Consider the following 21,166-nt stretch of genomic DNA (forward strand, 5'->3'; position numbering starts at 1 on the left):
CGTTCGTCCAGTCATCTTCTGATGATGCTTCGTAGCACGTGAGATGATTCAAGGGATGATTAGATGAGTGCATTTTAAGCTTTGTATAGAATAGTTTTTATTTCAAAAAATATATAAAACCAATCTAGTGATTTTTGAAAATAAAATTAGGAATATTAAATTTATTGCATTAAAACTAAAAAGAAGGTCTATAGGCCGAAAAGGGGCTTATGATAATTTCTTAAGTATTTTATGCAGTAATAGCACGATTATCTTTTAAGCCCCTTTTGTTTTCAATGTCAAGTAATACTAAATGTTAAGCTTTTTTAGCTTAACTACAGCAAGTTTTCCTTGGTATTTCAACGAAAACTCGGGTTTTTAGACACACTTTTTTGCCGCTTACCCTCAAAAATAGTTCCTTCATTAGGCAACGACATCGTTGTCATCAAAGCAAGCATAAACATAAGCGGACCGAGCGCATTTCCATACGTTTTGAACATCACACCAAAATCATGGCCGAATACCACCATCGACAAGTAAAGGAACATAAAATTCACAGCTGTAAACATAACCAACTTCAGCACGAACATAAGAACCTTGTACATAAGAATATCCTCCTCACTTACTCCACGGAGTCGCACACCAAATAGCAGAAGCTGCTAAACTTGCAGCTAGGGCCACAGCTCCACCTCTAAATGCGGCTGGACCAACTGCCTTTAAAATATACATAGCAGCTTGCTTCCAAAGCTGATTTTCAAGTAACTTTGTTAAAGCACCATGAAATATTCCAATAAGGCTGCTTAGACCAGTAGTTTCAAGTACACATTTAGCATAATCCTTCGAACGCACTGCATGATTATCATTAGACGAAATCTTATCAACAGATGCATTTGCATTGAGCTTATGAATTAAATTCTCAAGCACTTCTTTCGGAACATGAGAAAACTCCCCTGCTTGTGTTATAGTCCATTTTTTATTAATTTTATTAAACTTGAGATACCTTGAAAAAATAATTTCAAGACGCTTAGCATAATTATCTATATTCGCATCACTGACATTACTTTCTACAACACTTGGTCCATTATCCACTATCTCACTAGCTTGAGCAGTTGATACCAGAGAAATACAGGTTGATAATGCTGCAACAACTACAGCAATAGACTTAAAAATATGACATTTCATAGAAATTCTCCTTTGTAATTACAATATATAAAAGACCTATCATTAGGTTTAGTACTCATCTTATTCCATAATTTTTTGCCATACAATTGTTGTTGTTATTTTTGATAATATATAAAATGTATAAGGTGTTCTCAGTTTTACTTGTAACAAATAGGAATAGGGTTATCCCCCCCCCAAATACTAAATTATGCAAATAGACTACAATTAGAATACTCAAAATCACAACTACATCCCTAGTCTGTAGCGTAGCTCGTGTTTGGTAGCTGCGGCAAAACAACAAGAAGACCGGCGGTAAAAATCAGCGCGAGTATAGGCAAAACCGATCCTTCATACGCTTGATTGCCGAGCATAGAAAAACATAAGCCAACCAGAGCCCATCGCAATGCCGGACTAATAGATCTCATGCGAATAAAAATATTATTCTTACTAAATATTGACTTCACAGCAACCAGCTCTCCCCTAAAACTCTCTCCAAACAATGCAAACTTGCATGCAAGACTACATAACTACTTACACGCAGGCTTACATGCAAACTTACATAACTACCTTCAAATCGCTACCAAACTTAAATAATTCACTACAAACTACACAAATCCAATAGCTTATTTGACAAATTTGATAACACTATACCCTTGGCCAAAAAACAACAAATAATAATACAAAACAACAAAAACACTACAAAAAAACAGGGATCATAGACTAAAACAGTTCAAAACAAAAAGAGTGAAAAACAAAAAGCTTTCGGTTTTGAATGTCCCTAGTAGCAAACAAAACCGAAAGCAACACACTCAACACTCAAAACACACACGCATACGCAACCAACGCCAACACAAACCAGAGATAAAAATGTTAAAACAAAAACACAATCACTTTTATAACTCAATAAACATTACTGCTTTAATCAAAAACAATCTTGTTATACACTAGCTAAGCAATAAACAATAATGTAAAATAGTTTCATTATATTGTGTAGACTGTTTTATATTGCGTAAACTATTAAATTCTCATTTGAGAATCAAACCGCACTAGCAAAAGGTAGGAGTTTGTGAAAAATGATTTCAATTATGCCGACGATTCCGAGCGCGAATCAGACTCAGAAGCTGGAACAATATCGCCAGGCGTCAATGAAGAACGCTCAAAAACAAATCATGAATCGAAGAATGACTCGAATACTGCTGGGAGTGTCGACGGAATTACGTCAAATGACATTAACGAAACAATAGATTCAACTACCTTTGAAGAAAAACAAGCTGCTTCACTTATATTTGCACTCAAGACTCTAGGTTATAGCGACGAATGGAGCGGAATACTGCCAGATCCAGAAAGTTTTAATTTGTACCCAACGAATGTACAAGAAAGAATACTTAATCAGGCAGATGCTTTTACGGTCGATGAGTCTAAACGACAAGACAAACTTGTTAAAGCAGAAATAGAAACATCTAAAAGAAATACATGGATAAGCGCTGTACTATTTGTTTTATGCTTGCTTTCTGGACTAATAGCTTTCCTTATTACAAATAACCAATGGTCATGGACGCCATTGGCATTACCAGCAATTTCGTTCCTAAGAGATTTAATAACACACATAAAATCTCATTCAAGTAAGAATGAAACGGATAAAAACAGTAAAAACTAAATAGACAGGTAAAAACTAAATATACGGAATTGAAGCCAATAAAACCATTGAGTTTATGCCACTGGACTTTTTCCACGACAGTCTTCCGAGCGTAGATGTCGTTCTGTTGGATTCGATTTTAGCTGATTGGGATGATGACTGTTGTACAAAAATACTAAGAAATATTCTTCGATCGATTCGCCAATCTAGGGCGAACTTGGTTATCTCCGAGGCGATCAGATTTTCTTCTTCATCACATGTTGATGCTATAGGCAAACTGGCGCTAGCTTGTGCTGTTCAAGGACGGGTCAGAGAACCTGAAGATGTTCGGTCACTTGTTCTAGCTGCGGGTTTCACAGACTGTGAGCATGTTACAGAAAGTCCGATGCGCTTTTCCTTAATAGCACGACCTTAATTCATCTTTATTATTTCTCTGTGAGGTAAGAATATGGATCAGAGTGCTGTACGTTTGAATGGCGTGAGTCACAGTTTTGATGGAGATGTGCTCGTATTGAACGACATCTCAAGCCATGTTTCTAATACACGTATCGCAGTTGTCGGTGATAATGGAAGTGGCAAGTCAACGCTCTTGCGTATCATCGCAGGCACGATTTCTCCATCTCATGGCTCCGTAGTCCTAGGATCCGCACCGTATTTCATGGCACAGAATCGTAGCCCTGATGATAATCGCACGGTTGCCGAGTTTCTTGGTGTTGAGTGGTTCTTGAGGTCTTCCGAAAGACTTGAGGAAGGTAATTATAATGAGGAGGACTTAGCGTATTTAAGTGATAAATGGGAACTTGCGAGCCTGCTTGAGTCTGTTAAAGAAGAATGGTTCCCACAACTAGAGTATTCACGGTTGATCTCAGAAATCTCTGGTGGTGAGTTCGCGAACTTGGGGTTAGCGCGAGCTCAGATTGCCAAGCCGAGAATCTGTTTGCTTGATGAACCATCGAATAACCTTGATTTCGCTGGAAGAGAGCGGCTGGTGCGCTTTATTGCCGACTTTAAATACACCCTTATCGTGGCAACACATGATCGAAATATCATGGATTGCTTTGACAAGATTTGGGAAATCCGTGATGGTAGATTGACTCAGATAGATGGATCCTTCGCTGATTACTTGAACCATGTAAAGAATAGGCGAGCTGAGGCCACTCACGAGCTTAACAAAGCGCGAAAAGAGGTAAAAAGGCTGAAAAGTTCTCTTAGAGAATTAGAGCAACGGCAATCAATTCGTAGGAACGGTAATCAACGTGCATCGATTCAGAAGCGCGGCTCTAAAATGTCTATGAACGGTCTCAAAAGTAAGTCTGAGGGTACCTTAAGCAGACAACGATCACAGTTAACAGAGAAACGCCAAGATGCCGCTGAGACCGAATTGGCCGCAAAAAATAACATCGAAAAAGAACATACTATGCGTCTCGACGGTTTGCTGTCAGATCAAGAGGGCAGTAGGCGTCAGATTATATGTTTGTCTTCATGCACTGGCTGGCAAACCATTATCGGTGGTGACGATCGCGTTGCACTTGTTGGTGCTAACGGTGTTGGAAAGTCGCGCCTCATAGCAAGCATTAACAATAGCTCCTTGAGGTGCTCTGGTCCGGCTTGGGCAGAACCTTTGACCCCTGATCTTGAAAGTATTGGTATTCTCTCTCAGAACTCACTACATCTTGATCACTCAAAAACGATCTGGGACGAGCTTGTGCAAGGGATACCCAACCTTGAACGGCAACGAGTATTCGCTGTCATTGCTCGGCTTGATTTTAGCAGCGCAACGCCTGACAGCCTTGTATCTGAACTCTCGGGTGGCGAGCAGTTTAGACTTTCACTCGCGAAGCTCCTACTAGCTACCCCACCAAAACAACTCATTGTTTTAGATGAACCTACTAATAGTCTAGATATTCAAAGCCTCCGTGAGGTGAGAGATTTGCTGTCGCAGTTTGAAGGCGCTCTGCTAGTAATAAGTCATGATCGCGACTTTTTAGAGAGCCTCTCAATCACAAGATGGCTCGAACTTAGCAGTTCTGGATTATCTGAACTCGCATAATATATGCACCCGTCTTTCTGACAATATTAGATTTATGTGACCGAAGTGAGGTAAGCGATACACTTGCGATCAAAGAATACGTCGTTGAGTCTGCATCACTCAAAACCATGATGAAACTAAAAGAGCCCAAAGCTGGTCTAAGTTCAAACTATTCTCTTGTTCTGTATCTTACCTTTGAAAAAAGGGAAATTGGAGTCGAAATCCTAGCCAGTCGCTAGATATAGGGCATCCACCCTGAAGGATGTCGAATCCAAAAAAGTTGCAAAACTGTTGCTGCGCTTGCTGTTATAGCTGCATCATCTGCTATGTTGTCCGCTTGTGGAGAGCCAAAAGCTGTTCCTATGAACGATGAGTTCGCTGACAATTCTGGTCAAAGCGCGGATGATGGCGGTAATCCTTCAGGGAAGTACGATGCTGGCGCTCAGCAATCTCAGTCTTCTGCGCAAAGTGAAGATTCTGGGGATTCTAAAAACCAGTCTAAAACCGATACTGGCAATTACAAAGATGGCGATTACAAAATCAAAGCTACGTATGGTCCGGTTGCAGAAGATAGTTTTGATGTGCGCTTAAGCGTCGCAAATGGGAATATTAGCGATGTGCAAATGACTCCTCATCCGTTTACGCCGATTTCAAAAAAGCACATGAATGCTTTTGCTGGCGCTATTCCAGGTAAAATAGTTGGAAAGCCGTTGAAAGATTTGCATATTTCAGTTGTTGCTGGAGCAAGTTGGACTAGCGACGCATTCAATAAAGCGCTTGATGTTGCTCGCCAAGAGGCTTCAATTCAATCCGCACAATAATTGCAAGGCACAATCGCGATTATTGCGCAGATTGAATCAGCATCTAATCTTTTTTATTTTGAACGCTATCAACTGATTTTAATCGTACATTTTCCTTATATTTGTGCAACATTAAAGCAAAAGCTGTACAAGTGATTAGGTAGAAATTCCACGTAGTAACAAGAGTGAAAATATGAGGTCCAGGGTATGGATTGATTGAATACCCATACAATAGTTCTGTATCACTTGACCATAGCAATGTACCTAATGTATCAAAAATAATAATTACAATAGGTATTAATGCTTTCCATCGCATTGAATCTTTGCGCAAAGATAACACAGCAATTGCAAAGCAAATTGGCACATAAAATCCAGACAATTGTACTGCCTTATACAATGTTGAATTAACTGCATCATGCAATCCTGTAAACCAAAATCGAAGAAGTAATACAATACTTATAGCATCAATCACTACTAAAATAATCCACAAATATTTTGCACAGAAAGAATGAATATTTTTAAATTTTTTCTCCTCGGGAACAATATTGCAAGATGCACTATTTTCTGATTGTTCTTTCTCGATGAAAGTCTTATAACTATTAAATGCAAGAAGCATAACCAATACACTATGTACGCAAAAATTCAGGCATATAAGAACTGTATTTACTTCAGAGCCGGGATAATATGCATAATTTACCATAGGAACTTGTAATAGCTCTGCTAATGATTGCGCATACATGCAAATAAGCGTAGATATAACGAAAAGCGCTACTAGTGTTATTGACATTATCCAGCGTTTGCGCTCGCGACAAAATGCAATAACGCAAACCAACAATACAAGACTTACTACACTAGTCCATGCAAGACCGTCATATAAAACATACCCATTCGATGTGTTAATAAAATATCTATATGCCAGAGTAAGTAGGCATATAGTGTCAAGTGGAATAAACAATAACCACGCACACTTGCGTTTACAAATATTCTTTAGCAAATTCATTATTTACATTCTTCTTAAATGAAAATGTTACAAAATTTTACTATTTATCGACGTACTCTATAATAAATAGCTTTTCCGTCATGTTTTGGCCATCCACCATCCCACGCTAAATAATTCGTGGAATGTTGTGCAATCTTCAAACCATCGCGACCTTTTTGATACACGAAACCGATATGATCAACTTCTCCATCTTGGTTATAATCAACGCCGATAAAATCACCGTCAGCAACAGAATGAACAAGCTGTTTCCAATGCTTTGTATTGTAGCCACTTCCCATATAATTTTTGAAAGTATTAGCATTAACCCAAGAGATAGAAGTGTCATTCTGTGCCTTCCACCACCAACCTTTAGATGGATTATTATACATATCCATTGATACGCCACCGGCGTACAAAATTTGAGAAGCAAAATTTGTGCAATCTTCATCGCGTTCCCAAATCCACCAGCCTCTTTTTTTATAACCGTATTTTGGATTAGGTTTTACAGCATATTTTGCAGCATATTTTTTCGCGGCAGAAACATTAATCCCTAAACTACGGTCTGCGTAATATGGTTTATCATTATGATTTTCTGGTAATGTTGGCAAAAGTAGATAAGCGTTTTCTATGCCTTCTTCTTTAGATAGAAATCCATTAGAAATTTGTTTATTTATTTTTTCAAGTTCAGCAAGTATTGCATCATTCTCAGATCTATTTTCATACCAATCTAAAAATTCAACAGATTCTGTCGCGTCTGTTCTCAATGTATTTTTTTCATCCTCTTGTGAAAGAATGCTTTTATAAATTGTTGCTGTTTTTTCAGTTAATTCAGGCAATGAATAACTTTTCTTAGCCTTGTTGATAACACTAAAATGTTTAGATAAAAAGTTTTGCTTTGCTGAATTTGGGTCTTGGAATGTATCTAGTAATCTGAAACGCTCACCTTGGAATGCTATATAATTTCGTACTTTTACAAAACTACTTTCTTGAGTTGTAACGCCAGAATTATTATCGGCATATGCTACATTTACTAATCCATTAGCAATCAGTAGACAGGCAAAGCATGTAGCTATCATTTTATAACAAATTTTCATCTTATCTTCTCTCCTAATTAACCATGATGATCAGCAACCGTACTGATAAAAGAAACTAGCAAAGCGCTAGTTGCATGCATCTTTACGGTGCAACTAAACAACACATTAGAAATTCTACTATTGAATTTATATGGATGTCAATAAAATCATAAAACGATGTTTTATGTATATGGAATTGTTGTTCTGTTGCTATAAGTGCCATTTTGTTTCAAATATCAACTAAATATATTTAATATACTAAATGTATTAAAAATGTATGTAATTCTAGTCTTACGCCTTACAATTCAGTCATTGTAATTGTTGCATGACGCTGTAAACAGGACGCACGTTATCGTGGCAGATTTTGCTAGATTTGCGATTTTTGCCACGATAACTGTGTGTGTCACGCATTTGCTGGTTCTATTGCAATGCGTCCACCTAACGCTTGAACAACCTTCGCAATAGTTTGAAAGCTAGGATTGCCATCTCGTCTTAGGCTTTTATAAAGGCTTTCCCTACCAACCTCAGCTTTTTGAGCAATCTCTTTCATTCCTCGAGCTTTTGCAATATCACCTATAGCAGCTTGCAACAAGCGAGGATCGTTAAGTTCTGCTGCAGCATTGAGATATGCAATAACATCATCATCGTCCTCAAGATACTCACTCGCATCCCATTTACTTATATTTACCATTTCTTCTCCTCAATTAACTGTGCAAGAAGTATCTTCGCTTGCTTAATATCTTTACTTTGACTACTTTTATCCCCACCAGCAAGTAATAGCATTAACTTTGAGCCTTTTTGTGCAAAATACACACGATATCCTGGTCCAAAAGCGAAACGCAGTTCACTAATACCATTGCAAACTGGATGTAAATCACCTACTGGCTTACCTGCAATTTCACATAATCTCAGCCTCGCATTAATTCGAGCTTTAGATTGCAAGACCATGAGCCTACTAAGTCTCCTAAATTAGCGGATTTAGCTGATTAGTCGCGCGGGTTTTAAAATATACAAGGTTTGAAGGTGATGATTTTATGATTTCAGATAATATCTTCCATGATTCTTCACATGATAATTTGAAATCTAGCTTCATTACGTGTTGTATACAATGAAGCTTTGCTTTTGAACTCTGAAACTATTGCTCTGTACTCTGAAACTTTGATTTAGAACATCATATTATTTCTTACTATATTATGCTTGTAATACTGTATATCCCCACTTCACCAGCTGGGTGCAAGGTGGGTGCACTTTTTAACGTTATCCATCTTGTGCACTCGACCCTAGAACGTAGACATGTTCCCTCATACAGCCAAAACACACTCAAAAACCGCGAGAACCCAGCTTAAAGCCGCTTCGCATTAAACCTTTTAACGATAGCCCTCGCTAACCCCTGCTACACAAGGGCAAACTTGCACCCACCTAATCAGCCTTTGACATCAATACAACACTCTCGACGTGATGAGTGTTGGGATATATGTCGAACGCGCGCAAAGACTGAACGCTGTAGCCAAGCTCCTTAAACGTGCCAACATCGCGAGCAAGACTAGTCGGATCGCAAGCAACATACACAACGCTTCTTGCTCCAGACTTCGCAATCTGCTTACAAACTTGAGCTTTAGCACCAGCGCGCGGAGGATCTAACACAACAACATCAGGATGCGCAAAGCGTCGCACAATCTTAGACGACTTACTCGCCTTAAACACCTGCGATTCAAGCGTTTGCGCAACATCACCTTCAAGCGCTTCAACAACATCCCTGCTAAGACCCGCGCGCCCAATATTTCGCCTTGCATTCTTTACAGCAATCGGCGCACCCTCAATGCTAAGCACGCGAGCTGGTTCAGCAGCACCAAAAGCGCCAGCAGAACTAGATAAATCTCCGCCAACATTAGCCAAAGTCGAAAGCGGAATCGTAAACAAACCAGATCCAGAATACAAATCCCACAAAACCGTATTCTTACTACGCCCACCAAGCGCAGAACGGACTAATCCCAAAACGTAGCCCACCAAATGCTCTGGAGCTGCGCGATGAATCTGCCAAAAACCGCGCGCGTCAACATCATAATCAAAAGTACGCATACGCGATGAATCACCATCAACCGCAACTCGCACGCGCTCTCGCAACAAAGCCGAGCCTGCAATCAGCTCATCATTTACTATAAGCGCATAATTTTCGCCAATCGCATCAAGAAGCGCAGTCTTGTCACCCGAAACACCAAAATCCAAACCCTCAACCCTAGGCTCTGGAACAGCAAGACGAATTTGCGAATTTGGCTCAAATTCTCGATTCCACAAATCCAAAGAATCCGCAACTGCTAAAACAGCGCGGGATGCAAGTGGCATAGTATCAATCGCAATGCGATCATGCGACTCGCGCTTACGCATAGACAATCGGCCTTCATCATCCGCCACCAGCTCCATGCGCGTGCGCCAATTAAATCCGTTAAGCTCCTCATCCCCCGGCATGCGCTCAACGTTAACATCGCCTTCTTCAACATCCATATGCGCTAAACGCTGGAATTGATTTGCAATCACGGACGCCTTCCAACGAATCTGCCCAGGCAAAGAAACGTGAATTAAATCCGCGCCGCCAACTCCGCCACCCTGAGCCAAAGGACCAGCGAGTTTCCATTGCGGCTCCACGCGATCCGCACTAGGCTCCAAAACTTCTACAACTTCACCGGTGAAAAAGTGCGCTTTTGCACGCATCGGCTCATCCATGCGCACAACAACCAGCTCACCAGGCAGCGCAAATCGCACGAATACAACGCGCCCGTCAAGATGACCTACGCATCTTCCTTGATCCGCATATCTCTCGATTCGCATCGTCACTTGCATGTACTACCCCTTAGTTCTGCTTTTCTTCACTTTGCTTTTCGTTAATCTGTTTTTCTTCGCTAGAATTTACTTCGTTTTGATTTTCTTCAACCTGTTTTTCTTCGCTCTGTTTTTCTTCGCTAGAATTTTCTTCATTCTGCTTCTCGTTAACCTGCTTACCTTCGTCCTGCTTCTCACCAACCTGTTTTTCTTCGTGATTTTTATGATGAAGACGCATAAACGGCGTTGCAATAATCAAGTAAGAAACCCAAATCGCGAGCGCCCAGAACGGCAAACCCATAAGCAATCGAACTGTACCAAGCCACGCAACGTTATTCACCAAATACAGCGGAACTTGCAAAACGAGCCTCAGCACAAAAACAGCAATCCACAATCCTGTTACATACATATACGCTCGCTTAAGCGGCTTATAATCAAGCCATTCGTGAAGCCACGCACCAAAGTTTTCAGTAGGCATTTTACGAATAGACTCAATCACAAGCCCTAAAGCAGGCACTCGCACGATTAGCGATATGGCAAGAAAAACACTGTAAACGGCATTGGTAATAAATCCCAACATGTAATAGTCGCCAGCTTTATGACTCGTCCAAACCCAAATAAGGCATATTGCAATGGAAACAAGTCCGCTAATTACTCCCATAAGCGACTGCTTCTGAATAAGACGAATCACAACTTGCAAAACAGCAAGAGCAGCGGATGCAATAACAGTTGTCTGCAAATTGTTTGTTACAACAAAGCAAATAACAAACAGCAAGCCCGGCAGCATGGATTCGATTATTCCTCGAATACCACCTATGGAATCAATTACAGAAAAGTTGCTTCCATCGGAACCGATAGATGCAAGTGAGGCAAGACCTGAGCGTTTTTTGCTACGCGCACTATTTTCCAAGACGAAATCCTTTGCTGCCTTTTACTATATGGTTTTAACTATATGGTTTAACTAAATGTCTTAACTAAATGGACTTACTATATGGGCTTACTGCCAGCTTTCACAGATTTCACTATCGGCTTTCACTGCCAGCTTTCACAGTTTTCACTACCAGCTTTCACAGATTTCACTATCGAACTTCAGAGAACATCGGTCCGCGAGTGAGAGTTGTTTTTACTTCTACTTGCTGATCATAACCCAACGGCCTATTGTCACGCTTAAGAGCAGACTCCGCAGAATTATCTTCATTCGAATCCGCAGAATTCGAATCCGCAGACGAATCCGCAGACGCATCCGTCTTAGAGCTTTCTGCTCCAGCATTTGCCTCAGAAACTCCTGAAGCATCTTCATTTTCATCACTATTTTTAGCAATTGTCGGCTCATGCATAGGAATAAAATCACGCGGAGCCATTGGTTCTTCACCTCTATCTACAACAATTGAAGCGAACCATTTATTAAGAGCTACTGTTTCATCGCTATCTTTCATTGATGCGTCTGCTGCCGTTCCAGAAAATACTCCGCGAATCATCCAACGAACACCATCCACGCCAACAAATCTGGTTTGTATTGTTTTTCCTTCAATCTGTACAGGCAAAAGCAATTCTTTACCAAAAACACCGTCAGTTTCAGTGATTTCATTATTATTTTCCAATAGTTCTTTACGAACTTCATCCCAAATTCCAGTAGATTTAGGTGCAGCAAATGCTTCTATTTCTACGCTTGAAGATCCGTATGTAGCTATTGCGCCAATTACTTGATTTGTTTCACTGTGCTTTTTTAATCGCAATGAAATACCTTGAAGGAATGGAAGATAGAAAGCACCTAAATCTAAGTAATTGCTATAGTCTGGCACGTTTTCGTCGCTTATATCCCAAGGACCATGATTAATTTCATTCAAACCATTATTTTCATTCGTTGAATTATCAGAATTTTTTAAAGAATCTAAATAATCGTTGATTTTATTAAAATTATCTTCTTCAGGATTTAAATCTTGCTGTTCTTTACGCGATTCCGCCACTTCCTTAGTGGACTTTGCGCTAGCAACATGAGATCCGCGCTTAAAACCAAACCAGCCCATTATTCCTCGTTTCTTATAATTACAACTCAACAATAAGCAATACACTATTGATTATTGTAAATTGCTTAACTTCACTAGAATATCACAAGCAAAGCACTGAAAAATTTGAGCAAACGCTACATACATATACGCATGCGATTACTTAGTTATTTCACATTATGCAGATTAATTCTTACGATTCACACTTAACGCATCACACGTCATACTTTATACTTAACGGAGCGTGATCAGACCATCGCGCATCATAGCTTTCAGCACGATCGATTACAAATCCGCGAGCGCTTTCCGCAATTTCAGGAGTTGCGAACTGGTAGTCTAATCTCCAGCCAACGTTATTATCGAAGGCTTTACCGCGCTGACTCCACCAAGTGTACGGTCCTTGAATATCTCCTGCAAGCATGCGCATAACGTCAACAAACTCGTACTCGTTAATCCAGCGATCGATATACGCGCGTTCCTCTGGTAAGAATCCTGCGCTATTTTCATTAGCCTTAGCATTTTTAATATCTAACGGCGTATGAGCAATATTAAAATCGCCGCACAAAATCGCCTGATTTCCGCCACTTGCCGCAGAGTCTCGAAGCTCCCCCAAACGTATAAGCATTGTGTCTAAGAATCGGAATTTTTGTTGCATTTTTTGCGGATCGTCCACATTCCCAGCATGAACATACACAGAGGCAATAGTGATTTCATACCCTTCAGGGGTACGCACGTCAGTTTCAACCCATCGCCCAGAATCAACATCCTCGCTTAATCCAGGCAAACCGTAGCGTTTTTCAACTACAGGAAGAGACGTAACTAAAGCTACTCCAGCTCGACCTTTTACACGGCAAACTTCATTTGTATAGGTAAAATTATCGTTTTCTATAGGATTTGCGATATTTTCAGACGCGCGATATCCCATTTCAATTTTTGTCATAATTGGGTCGATTGCATCCTGCGGAGCGCGCACTTCTTGCATACACCACACGTCTGGAGTATGCGCATCAGACCAGTCAAGCATACCTTTGCGCTCAGCTGCACGAATACCATTTAAATTCGAAGTCGTAATTGTAATCATGTAATCAACTCTAATATGCGCACAACACAAACAGCACCATTACACAAAAATAAAGGTGCAGAAGTTTTGACTCCTACACCTTCATTTTAAATTTAAATTTATTTTAAATTTATAGTTTATAAGACGCTAGTTTTAAGGCTCATAAAACAACTTGCAACTAGTCCAAGCCAAGCTCCAAGTTTCTACCTGGAATTGCATCGAGCAAATCACGAGTGTATGCCATTCGCGGATGATCAAACACTTCGTCTGTAGTTGCATGTTCAACAAGTCTTCCGTGCTGCATAACAACAACTTCGTCTGCAATCTGACGAACCACAGCCAAATCGTGAGTAATGAACAAATAGCTCAAACCACGCTCGGCTTGCAAGTCGTTAAGCAAACGCAAAACCTGATCCTGCACAAGCACATCCAAAGCGGATACAGCTTCATCGCAAACAATTACGTCAGGATTCAAAGCCATAGCTCGCGCAATTGCAATACGCTGACGCTGACCGCCTGAAAGCTCATTCGGGAAGCGAGTCATAACAGAAGCAGGCATTTGAACCATATCTAAAAGCTCGCGAACTCGATTCTGTCTACTCTTCTTATCGCCAATCTTATGAATTCTCAAAGGCTCTTCAATAGAGCGATAAATAGAATACATTGGGTCAAGAGAACCATAAGGATTCTGGAATACTGGCTGTACGTGACGGCGGAAATTAAGCAAATCCGCACCCTTCAAGTTAGCAATATCCTTGCCCTCGTAAGTCACTGTTCCACTTGTCGGCTTAAGCAAACGCAAAACCATATTTGCAACAGTAGATTTACCGGAACCAGACTCACCCACAATTGCCAAAGTTGTTCCGCGCTTAACGGAGAATGAAACATTATTCACAGCTTTGAACAGTACCTTATTACGCGGAAGCCTAAACTCACGAGTTAAGTTATTCACAGTAATAATATGCTCACTCTTTTCAAGAGTTTGCTCACCTACCACGTGATGCTCAAGCAAGTTATCGACATTACCGCCGCGTTCTTTAACAGAAATAATGCGTTGAGATGCCAAAGATGGAGCTGCGGCAACAAGTCGCTTTGTATAAGGATGCTGAGGATGCTGCAAAACTTCCAAAGATGGACCAGATTCAACAACGCGACCCTTATACATAACCACAACGTGCTGCGCGCGAGCTGCAGCCAAGCCTAAGTCGTGAGTAATAAACAGTACAGAAGTACCGAGCGAATCTGTAAGCGTATGCAAGTGGTCAAGAATACGCTTTTGAACAGTAACATCCAAAGCGGAAGTTGGCTCATCTGCAATAAGCAAATCTGGGCGGCAAGCCAAACCAATAGAAATCAAAGCACGCTGACGCATACCGCCAGAAAACTCGTGTGGGAACTGACGCGCACGAGTTGCTGCATCTGGCAAACCAGCCTCATCAAGCAAACCTGCAATACGATCTTCAATAGTTGCGCCAACAACATACTTTTTGGCAATTTCCCAAGCTTTATCGTCATTCACGCCATACTTGATTAAATCGTCAGCCACACGCCAGCGAGTTTCAGAACCAGGAACCCACTCTTTTTTGTAGTATTCCATGGCTTCTCTGAACTTTGCAGGATTGCTACGACCTTCAAGTCCAACTTCCTTCAAAGCTCCTGCAGCAACTTTCATAAGTTCAGGAAGCTCTTTAGAACCGAGGAATGTTTCGTCATCATTGTTTTTGACTTGAACTGCGTCACCAGCAAGTGCCTCAGCTAATGAGGAACGCTTCTCGTGATTAACATCAACTCCATTTGCAATTAATGCTTCTTTAACTTGTGTACCAATACGCCACACAGGGTTCAAGTTGCTCATAGGATCTTGCGGCACTAAGCCCATAGCATTACCGCGCAAAGCTGCATATTCTTTTGGCTTTAGATTGCTTATTTCTTTGCCCTTAAGCTTTATAGATCCACCAGTAACGTGACCTGTCCCAGGAAGCAAACCAAGAACAGCCATTGCAGAAGTTGACTTTCCTGAACCAGATTCGCCCACGATTGCAACCCACTGCCCTGGATAAACACAGAAGCTTACATCTTGAACGGCGTGAACAGCTTTTTTGGAATCTGTTGTGAAATCAACTTGAAGATTTTTAACTTCCAACAAAGGGCCTTGCTCTAATTGCATGGCGCGAATGTTTACATCTTTACGTGTAGTATTCATGAGTTTCTATTCCTTCACGATGATTTCACGCCTTGCGGCTCTTTGGATCCAATGCATCCTTAACAGCGTCACCCATCATAATGAAAGCGAGTACTGTAATAGCAAGTGCTGCAGATGGATACAACAAAACTTCTGGATTTGTACTAAGAGCGTCATGAGCAGCATCAGAAATATCTCCGCCCCAGCTAACTGTTGTTGTTGGCAAACCTATTCCTAAGAAGCTTAAAGTTGCTTCCAAAACAATGTAAGAGCCAAGCGAAGTTGTACCAACAACAATGATTGGAGCTAGAGAATTTGGAATAATATGACGGAAAAGATTACGCATTGGAGTTGAACCTAAAGCCGTAGAAGCAGTATTAAACTCAAGATTCTTTGACTCCATAACGGCACTTCTTGCAATTCGAGCTACACCAACCCAACCAAAAAGTACCATTACAAGTACTATTTTCCAGATTGACTTAGAAGTACGGAACATTTGCAAAATTACAATAGCTCCGAGAAGCATTGGCAAAGCTAAGAAGATATCGGTGATACGGCTAAGAACTGCATCAATCCATCCGCCAAAGAAACCAGCTAATGCGCCAATTAATGAGCCGACTATTACAACTAAGATTGTTGCTAACAAGCCAACACTTACAGAAGTGCGAGTTCCGTATATAACTCGTGCGTATGTATCACAGCCTTGCGAATTAAATCCAAATATACTGGAGCCAGATGCAGGATCCAAAGCAAGTTCCGTTAAACACTTATTAGGATCAGCTTTAGTGAAAGCGCTTGGGAAAAGCGCAATAACGAAAATAATTGCAATAACAATTGAAGAAATTATAAACAAAGGATTTCTACGCAATGTGCGCCAAGCATCAGCCCACATACTTGTAGCAGGAGCAGATTCATCTACGGAATCAACTTCTTTCAAAGGAGTTTCACTAAGAGGAGCAACGTAATGCTCTTGTCCAGGCAATGTTTCGTATTTTACAGAAGCATTTACAGCCAAATTTTTTTCTAAATTATTTTCCATAATTAATGCTCCACTACTCGTAACGAATTCGCGGATCAAGAGCCGCGTACAATATATCAACTAGCAAATTGCTCACAACAAAAATAAGCATAAGAAGTGTAACTATAGAAACAACAAGATTGCCTTCACCCTTAAAAATGCCATTGAATGTAAGCAATCCAACACCTTGAATGTTAAAGATTCTTTCAGAAATCATTGCGCCGCCCATAAGAGCGCCCAAATCCTGACCGAGGAATGTAACAACAGGGATTAAGGAATTACGAAGAATGTGTCTAATAACAACAACACTTTCTTTTAAGCCTTTAGCGCGAGCAGTACGCACATAATCTAAGGATATATTCGAAGAGATTTCAGACCTTGTAAGTCGAATAATATATGCCATTGAAACAGATCCAAGAACCATTGCTGGAAGAAGCAAATCTAAGAATCCAGGATTGTTACTAGCTGTAACTGGTAATATGCGCCATTTAACACCGAATAAGTATTGCGAAACATAACCTGTAACAAAGGTTGGAACAGAAATAAGAAGAAGCGAGACAACAAGAATTACGCTATCGTACCACTTTCCTTTTTTCAAACCGGAGATAATTCCGAAAGTAATACCGAATAATGTTTCGAAAGCGAATGCCATAATAGCGAGCTTGATCGTAACTGGGAATGCACGACCAATTTCGTCAATTACAGGCTGACCCGAAAAAGTATGACCGAAATCAAGGGTAAGAGCATTCTTTAAGAATATTAAATATTGAATAATAAATGGTTTATCCAAGTTATACTCAGCGCGTATATGCGCAGCAACAGCAGGATTAACTGGTTTTTCGCCGAACATTGCTTTTACCGGGTCTCCTGGCAAAGCAAACACTAAAGCGTAAACCAGTAGAGTTGTGCCGAGAATAACAGGAATCATCTGCAAAATGCGTCGCAGAATGTATTTACCCATTGGTTTCTCCTTACTTATTTTTTAATTAAAACCTTAATTAAAATTTTTAATAAACTTTTGCAGACTACTACGCCCAACTTCACTAATCTGCTTGTACCCCATACTAGAACATACAAAACGCAAATTGCTGTCCCGAATATTCGAATCAATTTCAATATTTCAATATTTCAATATTTCAATTCGAGATCCGGGACAGCCGCACGTTCTACATGCTATTAAATTATGATTTATTTTTTTCTAAGATGTTTGATTTTTATCTTTAATTTTTATCTTAGATTTTTACTTATGAAGCTGGTAGTAGAGTGGCATATTCTGCCAATCCATTACGAATCCTTGCAATGAAGGAACCATCACAGCCTTAGCGTTCGAGTAGAACAATGGGATTGATGGAAGATCCGCAAGAAGGATTTCGTTTGCTTGCTGATAAAGCTTGGTAGCTTCTTCTGGCTTAGCAGATGCAGCCTTGGTAAGCAATTCATCAAACTTTGGATTCTTATAATCGCCTTCGTTTGAACCATTTCCATCAGCAGCAACAGATGCAAATTCCTGAGTCAAGTAATTTTCTGGGCTTGGGTAATCTGGCATCCAGCCTGCACGCCATGCGCCCTTAATCTGACGCTTAGAGCATGCGTTACGGAATTCCTGGAAGGTTGGAATTGGAGTAGTTTCAGCCTTGATTCCAAGATTATTCTTAAGGGCATTCACAACAGCATCGAACACAGACTTAGCATTGCCATCAGCATTGTAAGAGAATGTAAGAGTATCGTTGTACTTGGAAATCTTATCGGCCTTAGCCCAAAGTTCCTTAGCTTTCTTTGCATTGAATTCTACGTTCTCGTGACCCTTAAGATCAGGCTTATAACCTGGAGTCAAAGGAGAAGTGAACTCGTTTGCTGGAGAAGCGGTAGAGCTGAGGATCTTCTTTACGATAAGAGCACGATCGATAGCCATAGAAAGTGCCTGACGACGCAAGCGGCCTTCTTCAGTCTTAACATCGAAGTGTGGAAGGCTGGAAGGAATTGTGAACTGCTGGATTACAGAGCCAGGACGGTTGTAAGCCTTAACAGTAGTATCCTTCTCAAAAGTCCTAGTTTGGGTATCTGGAATGTTATCAGTCATATCGAGGTTACCAGCCTGAACATCGCGATATGCTGCGGTTCCATCAGTGTAAACCTTGAAGGTAACACCATCATTCTGAGCCTTACGTGGGCCATCGTAATCTGGGTTCTTCACAACTTCAATCTGCTTGTTGTGGTCCCAAGACTTGAACAAGTATGGACCAGAAGAAACTGGCTTTTCGCCATAAGCCTTTGGATCCTTGTAGAAGGATTCTGGAAGTGGAGCGAACGCCAAGTAACCAACCTTAATTGGGAACACTGAATCTGACTGCTTCAAATCAACGGTGAAGGTGTTCTTATCAACAACCTTTAAACCGGAAAGCTGTTCGTCACCCTTGGTGTCGCCCTTTTGCAAGTCATCATAACCCTTAATGGTTTGGAAGAATGAAGCGCACTTCTGAGCGTTCTTAGCATTTGCAACGAAGCTCCAGGCTTTGGTGAAGCTTTCAGCGGTAATAGGAGTACCATCGCTGAACTTCTTGCCTTCCTTCAATTTCACAGTGTACTGAGTAGCATCATTATTTGGAGTAATGCTTTCAGCATCTTCGTTTACTGCATTGCCCTTTTCATCAAAAGTGACCAATGTGGAATTGACTAACATGGCAGGACGTGCGCCAGCATTTTCGTTAATGTTGCCAGGCACTAATTCGTTCTGTGGCTCAGAATTAGAAACGGTAATAATAACCTTACCACCGTTTGTCTGTGCAGTCTTCGAATCAGAGGAGCCGCAGCCACCAAGTAACATGGCCAGCGAGCAGGCTGCAGCGGCAAAAGCCAAAGCCTTATTCTTCATATTTATTCTCCTAACGTGTGGTAGGCAATTTTTGGGACAAAACCCAAATTTTATTAATAAACGAAAAGTCGAGTTACAAGCGTTAACAAAAAATCCACCTAGTATTTATTGCCAGATGGATAAATTGCAAAGCCAATAAGGGGCCTCTTCGTTGATTAAAATTAAATGGTACGTGTTTTTACGAACAATGCAAGTACATGCAGAAAATATAAAATTTTCGGTTTACTACAAAATTATCGACGAACAAAATATTATTTTCGAATAAGAAAAGAAAATATTCCGCTATTATCTATAGTTTTTTGCGGCTTCTTACACGAATTAACATATTACAAAAATGTAAATTAATAATTTGATAGTGTAAAAAACATGTTAATTCAGAAGTTTTTTATGATCTAAAATGATTCCAAACAAATTTGGAAGTCACTACAAAAGCTAAAAATAATCTATGCACGAGGAAAAGCTTGCGAATATCGCTGTTTCAAAGCCTCAATAGAAACATGAGTATATCTTTGAGTAGTTGTAAGCGAAGAATGTCCTAGCATTTCCTGCACTTCTCGCAAATCAGCTCCGCCGTTAAGCATATGAGTTGCAGCACTGTGACGCAAAGCATGAGGAGAAATATCTGGCACATTCGCGCGAGCAGCCGCATCATGCACAATCTGCCTTACTAAACGTTGATCAATTCGCTTACCACGAGATCCAACGAATAGCGCAATTTCAGCAGGATTTTGCAATAAAATTGCCCGACCATCCTTAGAAATCCAAGCCAATAATGCTTTATAAGCAGGAATCCCAAAAGGAACAACGCGCTGCTTATTGCCTTTACCAGTAACTTTCATAGTATGAGATTCAAAATTAATATCCTTAAAATTTAATCCAGTAAGCTCTCCTACACGAATTCCAGTTGCATATAAAAGCTCTAATATTGCTGCATTTCGCAAATCAATTGCCACTTTTTTAGGCGAATAAGAAGATGCATTATCGCTAGCATCATCACAAGAGCCACCACAAGCATCATCACAAGCAATATCCCTCGCGCCATCAGCATAATCAGCAGAATCAGCAGAATCAGCAGAATCAGCAGAATTATTTTTAGAATAATATTCGCTTATATTTTTATAAGATTTACTCGCCTGTTCATCAACACTATTCATTAGCTTTTCTGCCTGCAACTCGTCTAATACAGTTGGCAGAACATTGGCGATTTTTGGAGTTGCAAGTATTTCTGAAGGATTAGATTTTATATGATTTTCATGCACGCACCAATCAAAAAATCCACGAATAGCAACTACTTTCCTAGCTAAACTAGAACGCGCAACCTTTGACGACTCATAAGCCATCCATAATCTCAAGTCATCTGTAACGATTTTATTTAAGTCATTAAATCCATGACTTTCACACCATTCAAGAAACTGTTCTATATCTACACAATATGACTTAACAGTATTCGCGCTTAAACCTTTATTGTTAGAAATATACGCACAATAATCGTCAACAAACGTGCAGAAACGCTGATTATTTTCCATAGTTCTCACCGTTGATTAACTCTACTAT

At 40.3% G+C, this 21,166-nt stretch carries 18 protein-coding genes and 2 pseudogenes; 4 read left to right on the plus strand and 16 right to left on the minus strand.

Features of this window, described 5'->3' with window-relative positions:
• Positions 1 to 338: 338 nt before the first annotated feature.
• From HXT51_RS02550 to HXT51_RS02560, 3 genes and pseudogenes are all read right to left on the minus strand, one after another.
• Positions 339 to 584 (minus strand): hypothetical protein, encoded by a 246-nt coding sequence (locus HXT51_RS02550; RefSeq protein WP_421775745.1) that lies wholly within the window; start codon positions 582 to 584, stop codon positions 339 to 341.
• Positions 585 to 597: 13 nt separating this feature from the next.
• Positions 598 to 1,161: a hypothetical protein gene (locus HXT51_RS02555; RefSeq protein WP_103014073.1), complete on the minus strand. Its 564-nt coding sequence runs from the start codon at positions 1,159 to 1,161 to the stop codon at positions 598 to 600.
• Positions 1,162 to 1,457: 296 nt separating this feature from the next.
• Positions 1,458 to 1,604 (minus strand): annotated as a pseudogene (locus tag HXT51_RS02560) (MFS transporter); the annotation flags it as partial.
• A gap of 602 nt (positions 1,605 to 2,206) precedes the next feature.
• Between HXT51_RS02560 and HXT51_RS02565 the strand changes: the two are divergent.
• The 4 genes from HXT51_RS02565 to HXT51_RS02580 all read left to right on the plus strand — a co-directional run bounded on the left by HXT51_RS02565 (position 2,207) and on the right by HXT51_RS02580 (position 5,626).
• Entirely contained in the window at positions 2,207 to 2,797 is a 591-nt protein-coding gene (locus tag HXT51_RS02565; RefSeq protein WP_103014074.1) for a hypothetical protein, read from the plus strand.
• Between the two features lie 55 nt (positions 2,798 to 2,852).
• The gene (locus HXT51_RS02570; protein ID WP_103014075.1) at positions 2,853 to 3,191 is read left to right on the plus strand and encodes a methyltransferase; all 339 of its coding nucleotides are present in this window, start codon (positions 2,853 to 2,855) and stop codon (positions 3,189 to 3,191) included.
• A gap of 33 nt (positions 3,192 to 3,224) precedes the next feature.
• Positions 3,225 to 4,826 carry an ATP-binding cassette domain-containing protein gene (locus tag HXT51_RS02575; RefSeq protein ID WP_103014076.1) on the plus strand — a complete coding sequence of 534 codons (1,602 nt, stop codon included), beginning with the start codon at positions 3,225 to 3,227 and terminating at the stop codon, positions 4,824 to 4,826.
• A gap of 227 nt (positions 4,827 to 5,053) precedes the next feature.
• Positions 5,054 to 5,626, plus strand: coding sequence for an FMN-binding protein (locus tag HXT51_RS02580; RefSeq protein ID WP_103014077.1), 573 nt, complete (start codon positions 5,054 to 5,056; stop codon positions 5,624 to 5,626).
• Between the two features lie 43 nt (positions 5,627 to 5,669).
• Here HXT51_RS02580 and HXT51_RS02585 read toward each other — a convergent pair whose 3' ends face one another.
• The 13 genes and pseudogenes from HXT51_RS02585 to HXT51_RS02645 form a co-directional block, all read right to left on the minus strand.
• Positions 5,670 to 6,392, minus strand: a complete 723-nt coding sequence (locus tag HXT51_RS02585; RefSeq protein ID WP_103084939.1) for a hypothetical protein — start codon at positions 6,390 to 6,392, stop codon at positions 5,670 to 5,672.
• 257 nt (positions 6,393 to 6,649) lie between these two features.
• Positions 6,650 to 7,678 carry an amidase domain-containing protein gene (locus tag HXT51_RS02590; protein WP_103014079.1) on the minus strand — a complete coding sequence of 343 codons (1,029 nt, stop codon included), beginning with the start codon at positions 7,676 to 7,678 and terminating at the stop codon, positions 6,650 to 6,652.
• 382 nt (positions 7,679 to 8,060) lie between these two features.
• Positions 8,061 to 8,348 (minus strand): addiction module antidote protein, encoded by a 288-nt coding sequence (locus HXT51_RS02595; RefSeq protein WP_004109873.1) that lies wholly within the window; start codon positions 8,346 to 8,348, stop codon positions 8,061 to 8,063.
• Positions 8,342 to 8,605, minus strand: coding sequence for a type II toxin-antitoxin system RelE/ParE family toxin (locus tag HXT51_RS02600; protein ID WP_103014080.1), 264 nt, complete (start codon positions 8,603 to 8,605; stop codon positions 8,342 to 8,344). Before HXT51_RS02600 ends, HXT51_RS02595 begins: the two co-directional genes overlap by 7 nt.
• Positions 8,606 to 9,076: 471 nt before the next feature.
• A complete protein-coding gene (locus tag HXT51_RS02605) occupies positions 9,077 to 10,495 on the minus strand; it encodes a class I SAM-dependent RNA methyltransferase (RefSeq protein ID WP_421776712.1) in 1,419 nt (472 codons plus the stop codon).
• Positions 10,496 to 10,598: 103 nt separating this feature from the next.
• A pseudogene (locus tag HXT51_RS02610) lies at positions 10,599 to 11,384 on the minus strand (DUF3159 domain-containing protein); the annotation flags it as partial.
• Between the two features lie 169 nt (positions 11,385 to 11,553).
• Complete coding sequence (locus HXT51_RS02615; RefSeq protein ID WP_103084936.1) at positions 11,554 to 12,501, minus strand: DUF3710 domain-containing protein; 948 nt, start codon at positions 12,499 to 12,501, stop codon at positions 11,554 to 11,556.
• A gap of 193 nt (positions 12,502 to 12,694) precedes the next feature.
• Positions 12,695 to 13,561, minus strand: a complete 867-nt coding sequence (locus tag HXT51_RS02620) for an exodeoxyribonuclease III (RefSeq protein ID WP_103084935.1) — start codon at positions 13,559 to 13,561, stop codon at positions 12,695 to 12,697.
• A gap of 157 nt (positions 13,562 to 13,718) precedes the next feature.
• Positions 13,719 to 15,743: a dipeptide ABC transporter ATP-binding protein gene (locus HXT51_RS02625; protein WP_421776713.1), complete on the minus strand. Its 2,025-nt coding sequence runs from the start codon at positions 15,741 to 15,743 to the stop codon at positions 13,719 to 13,721.
• Between the two features lie 25 nt (positions 15,744 to 15,768).
• Positions 15,769 to 16,761 (minus strand): ABC transporter permease, encoded by a 993-nt coding sequence (locus HXT51_RS02630; protein ID WP_421776714.1) that lies wholly within the window; start codon positions 16,759 to 16,761, stop codon positions 15,769 to 15,771.
• A 13-nt stretch (positions 16,762 to 16,774) separates the two neighbouring features.
• Positions 16,775 to 17,701: an ABC transporter permease gene (locus tag HXT51_RS02635; protein WP_421776715.1), complete on the minus strand. Its 927-nt coding sequence runs from the start codon at positions 17,699 to 17,701 to the stop codon at positions 16,775 to 16,777.
• 279 nt (positions 17,702 to 17,980) lie between these two features.
• Positions 17,981 to 19,612 (minus strand): peptide ABC transporter substrate-binding protein, encoded by a 1,632-nt coding sequence (locus tag HXT51_RS02640; RefSeq protein ID WP_103084931.1) that lies wholly within the window; start codon positions 19,610 to 19,612, stop codon positions 17,981 to 17,983.
• Between the two features lie 443 nt (positions 19,613 to 20,055).
• The gene (locus tag HXT51_RS02645; protein ID WP_421776716.1) at positions 20,056 to 21,138 is read right to left on the minus strand and encodes a tyrosine recombinase XerC; all 1,083 of its coding nucleotides are present in this window, start codon (positions 21,136 to 21,138) and stop codon (positions 20,056 to 20,058) included.
• Positions 21,139 to 21,166 lie beyond the last annotated feature (28 nt).

The organism is Gardnerella sp. KA00255, assembly GCF_049244095.1.
Taxonomy (GTDB): domain Bacteria; phylum Actinomycetota; class Actinomycetes; order Actinomycetales; family Bifidobacteriaceae; genus Bifidobacterium; species Bifidobacterium vaginale_F.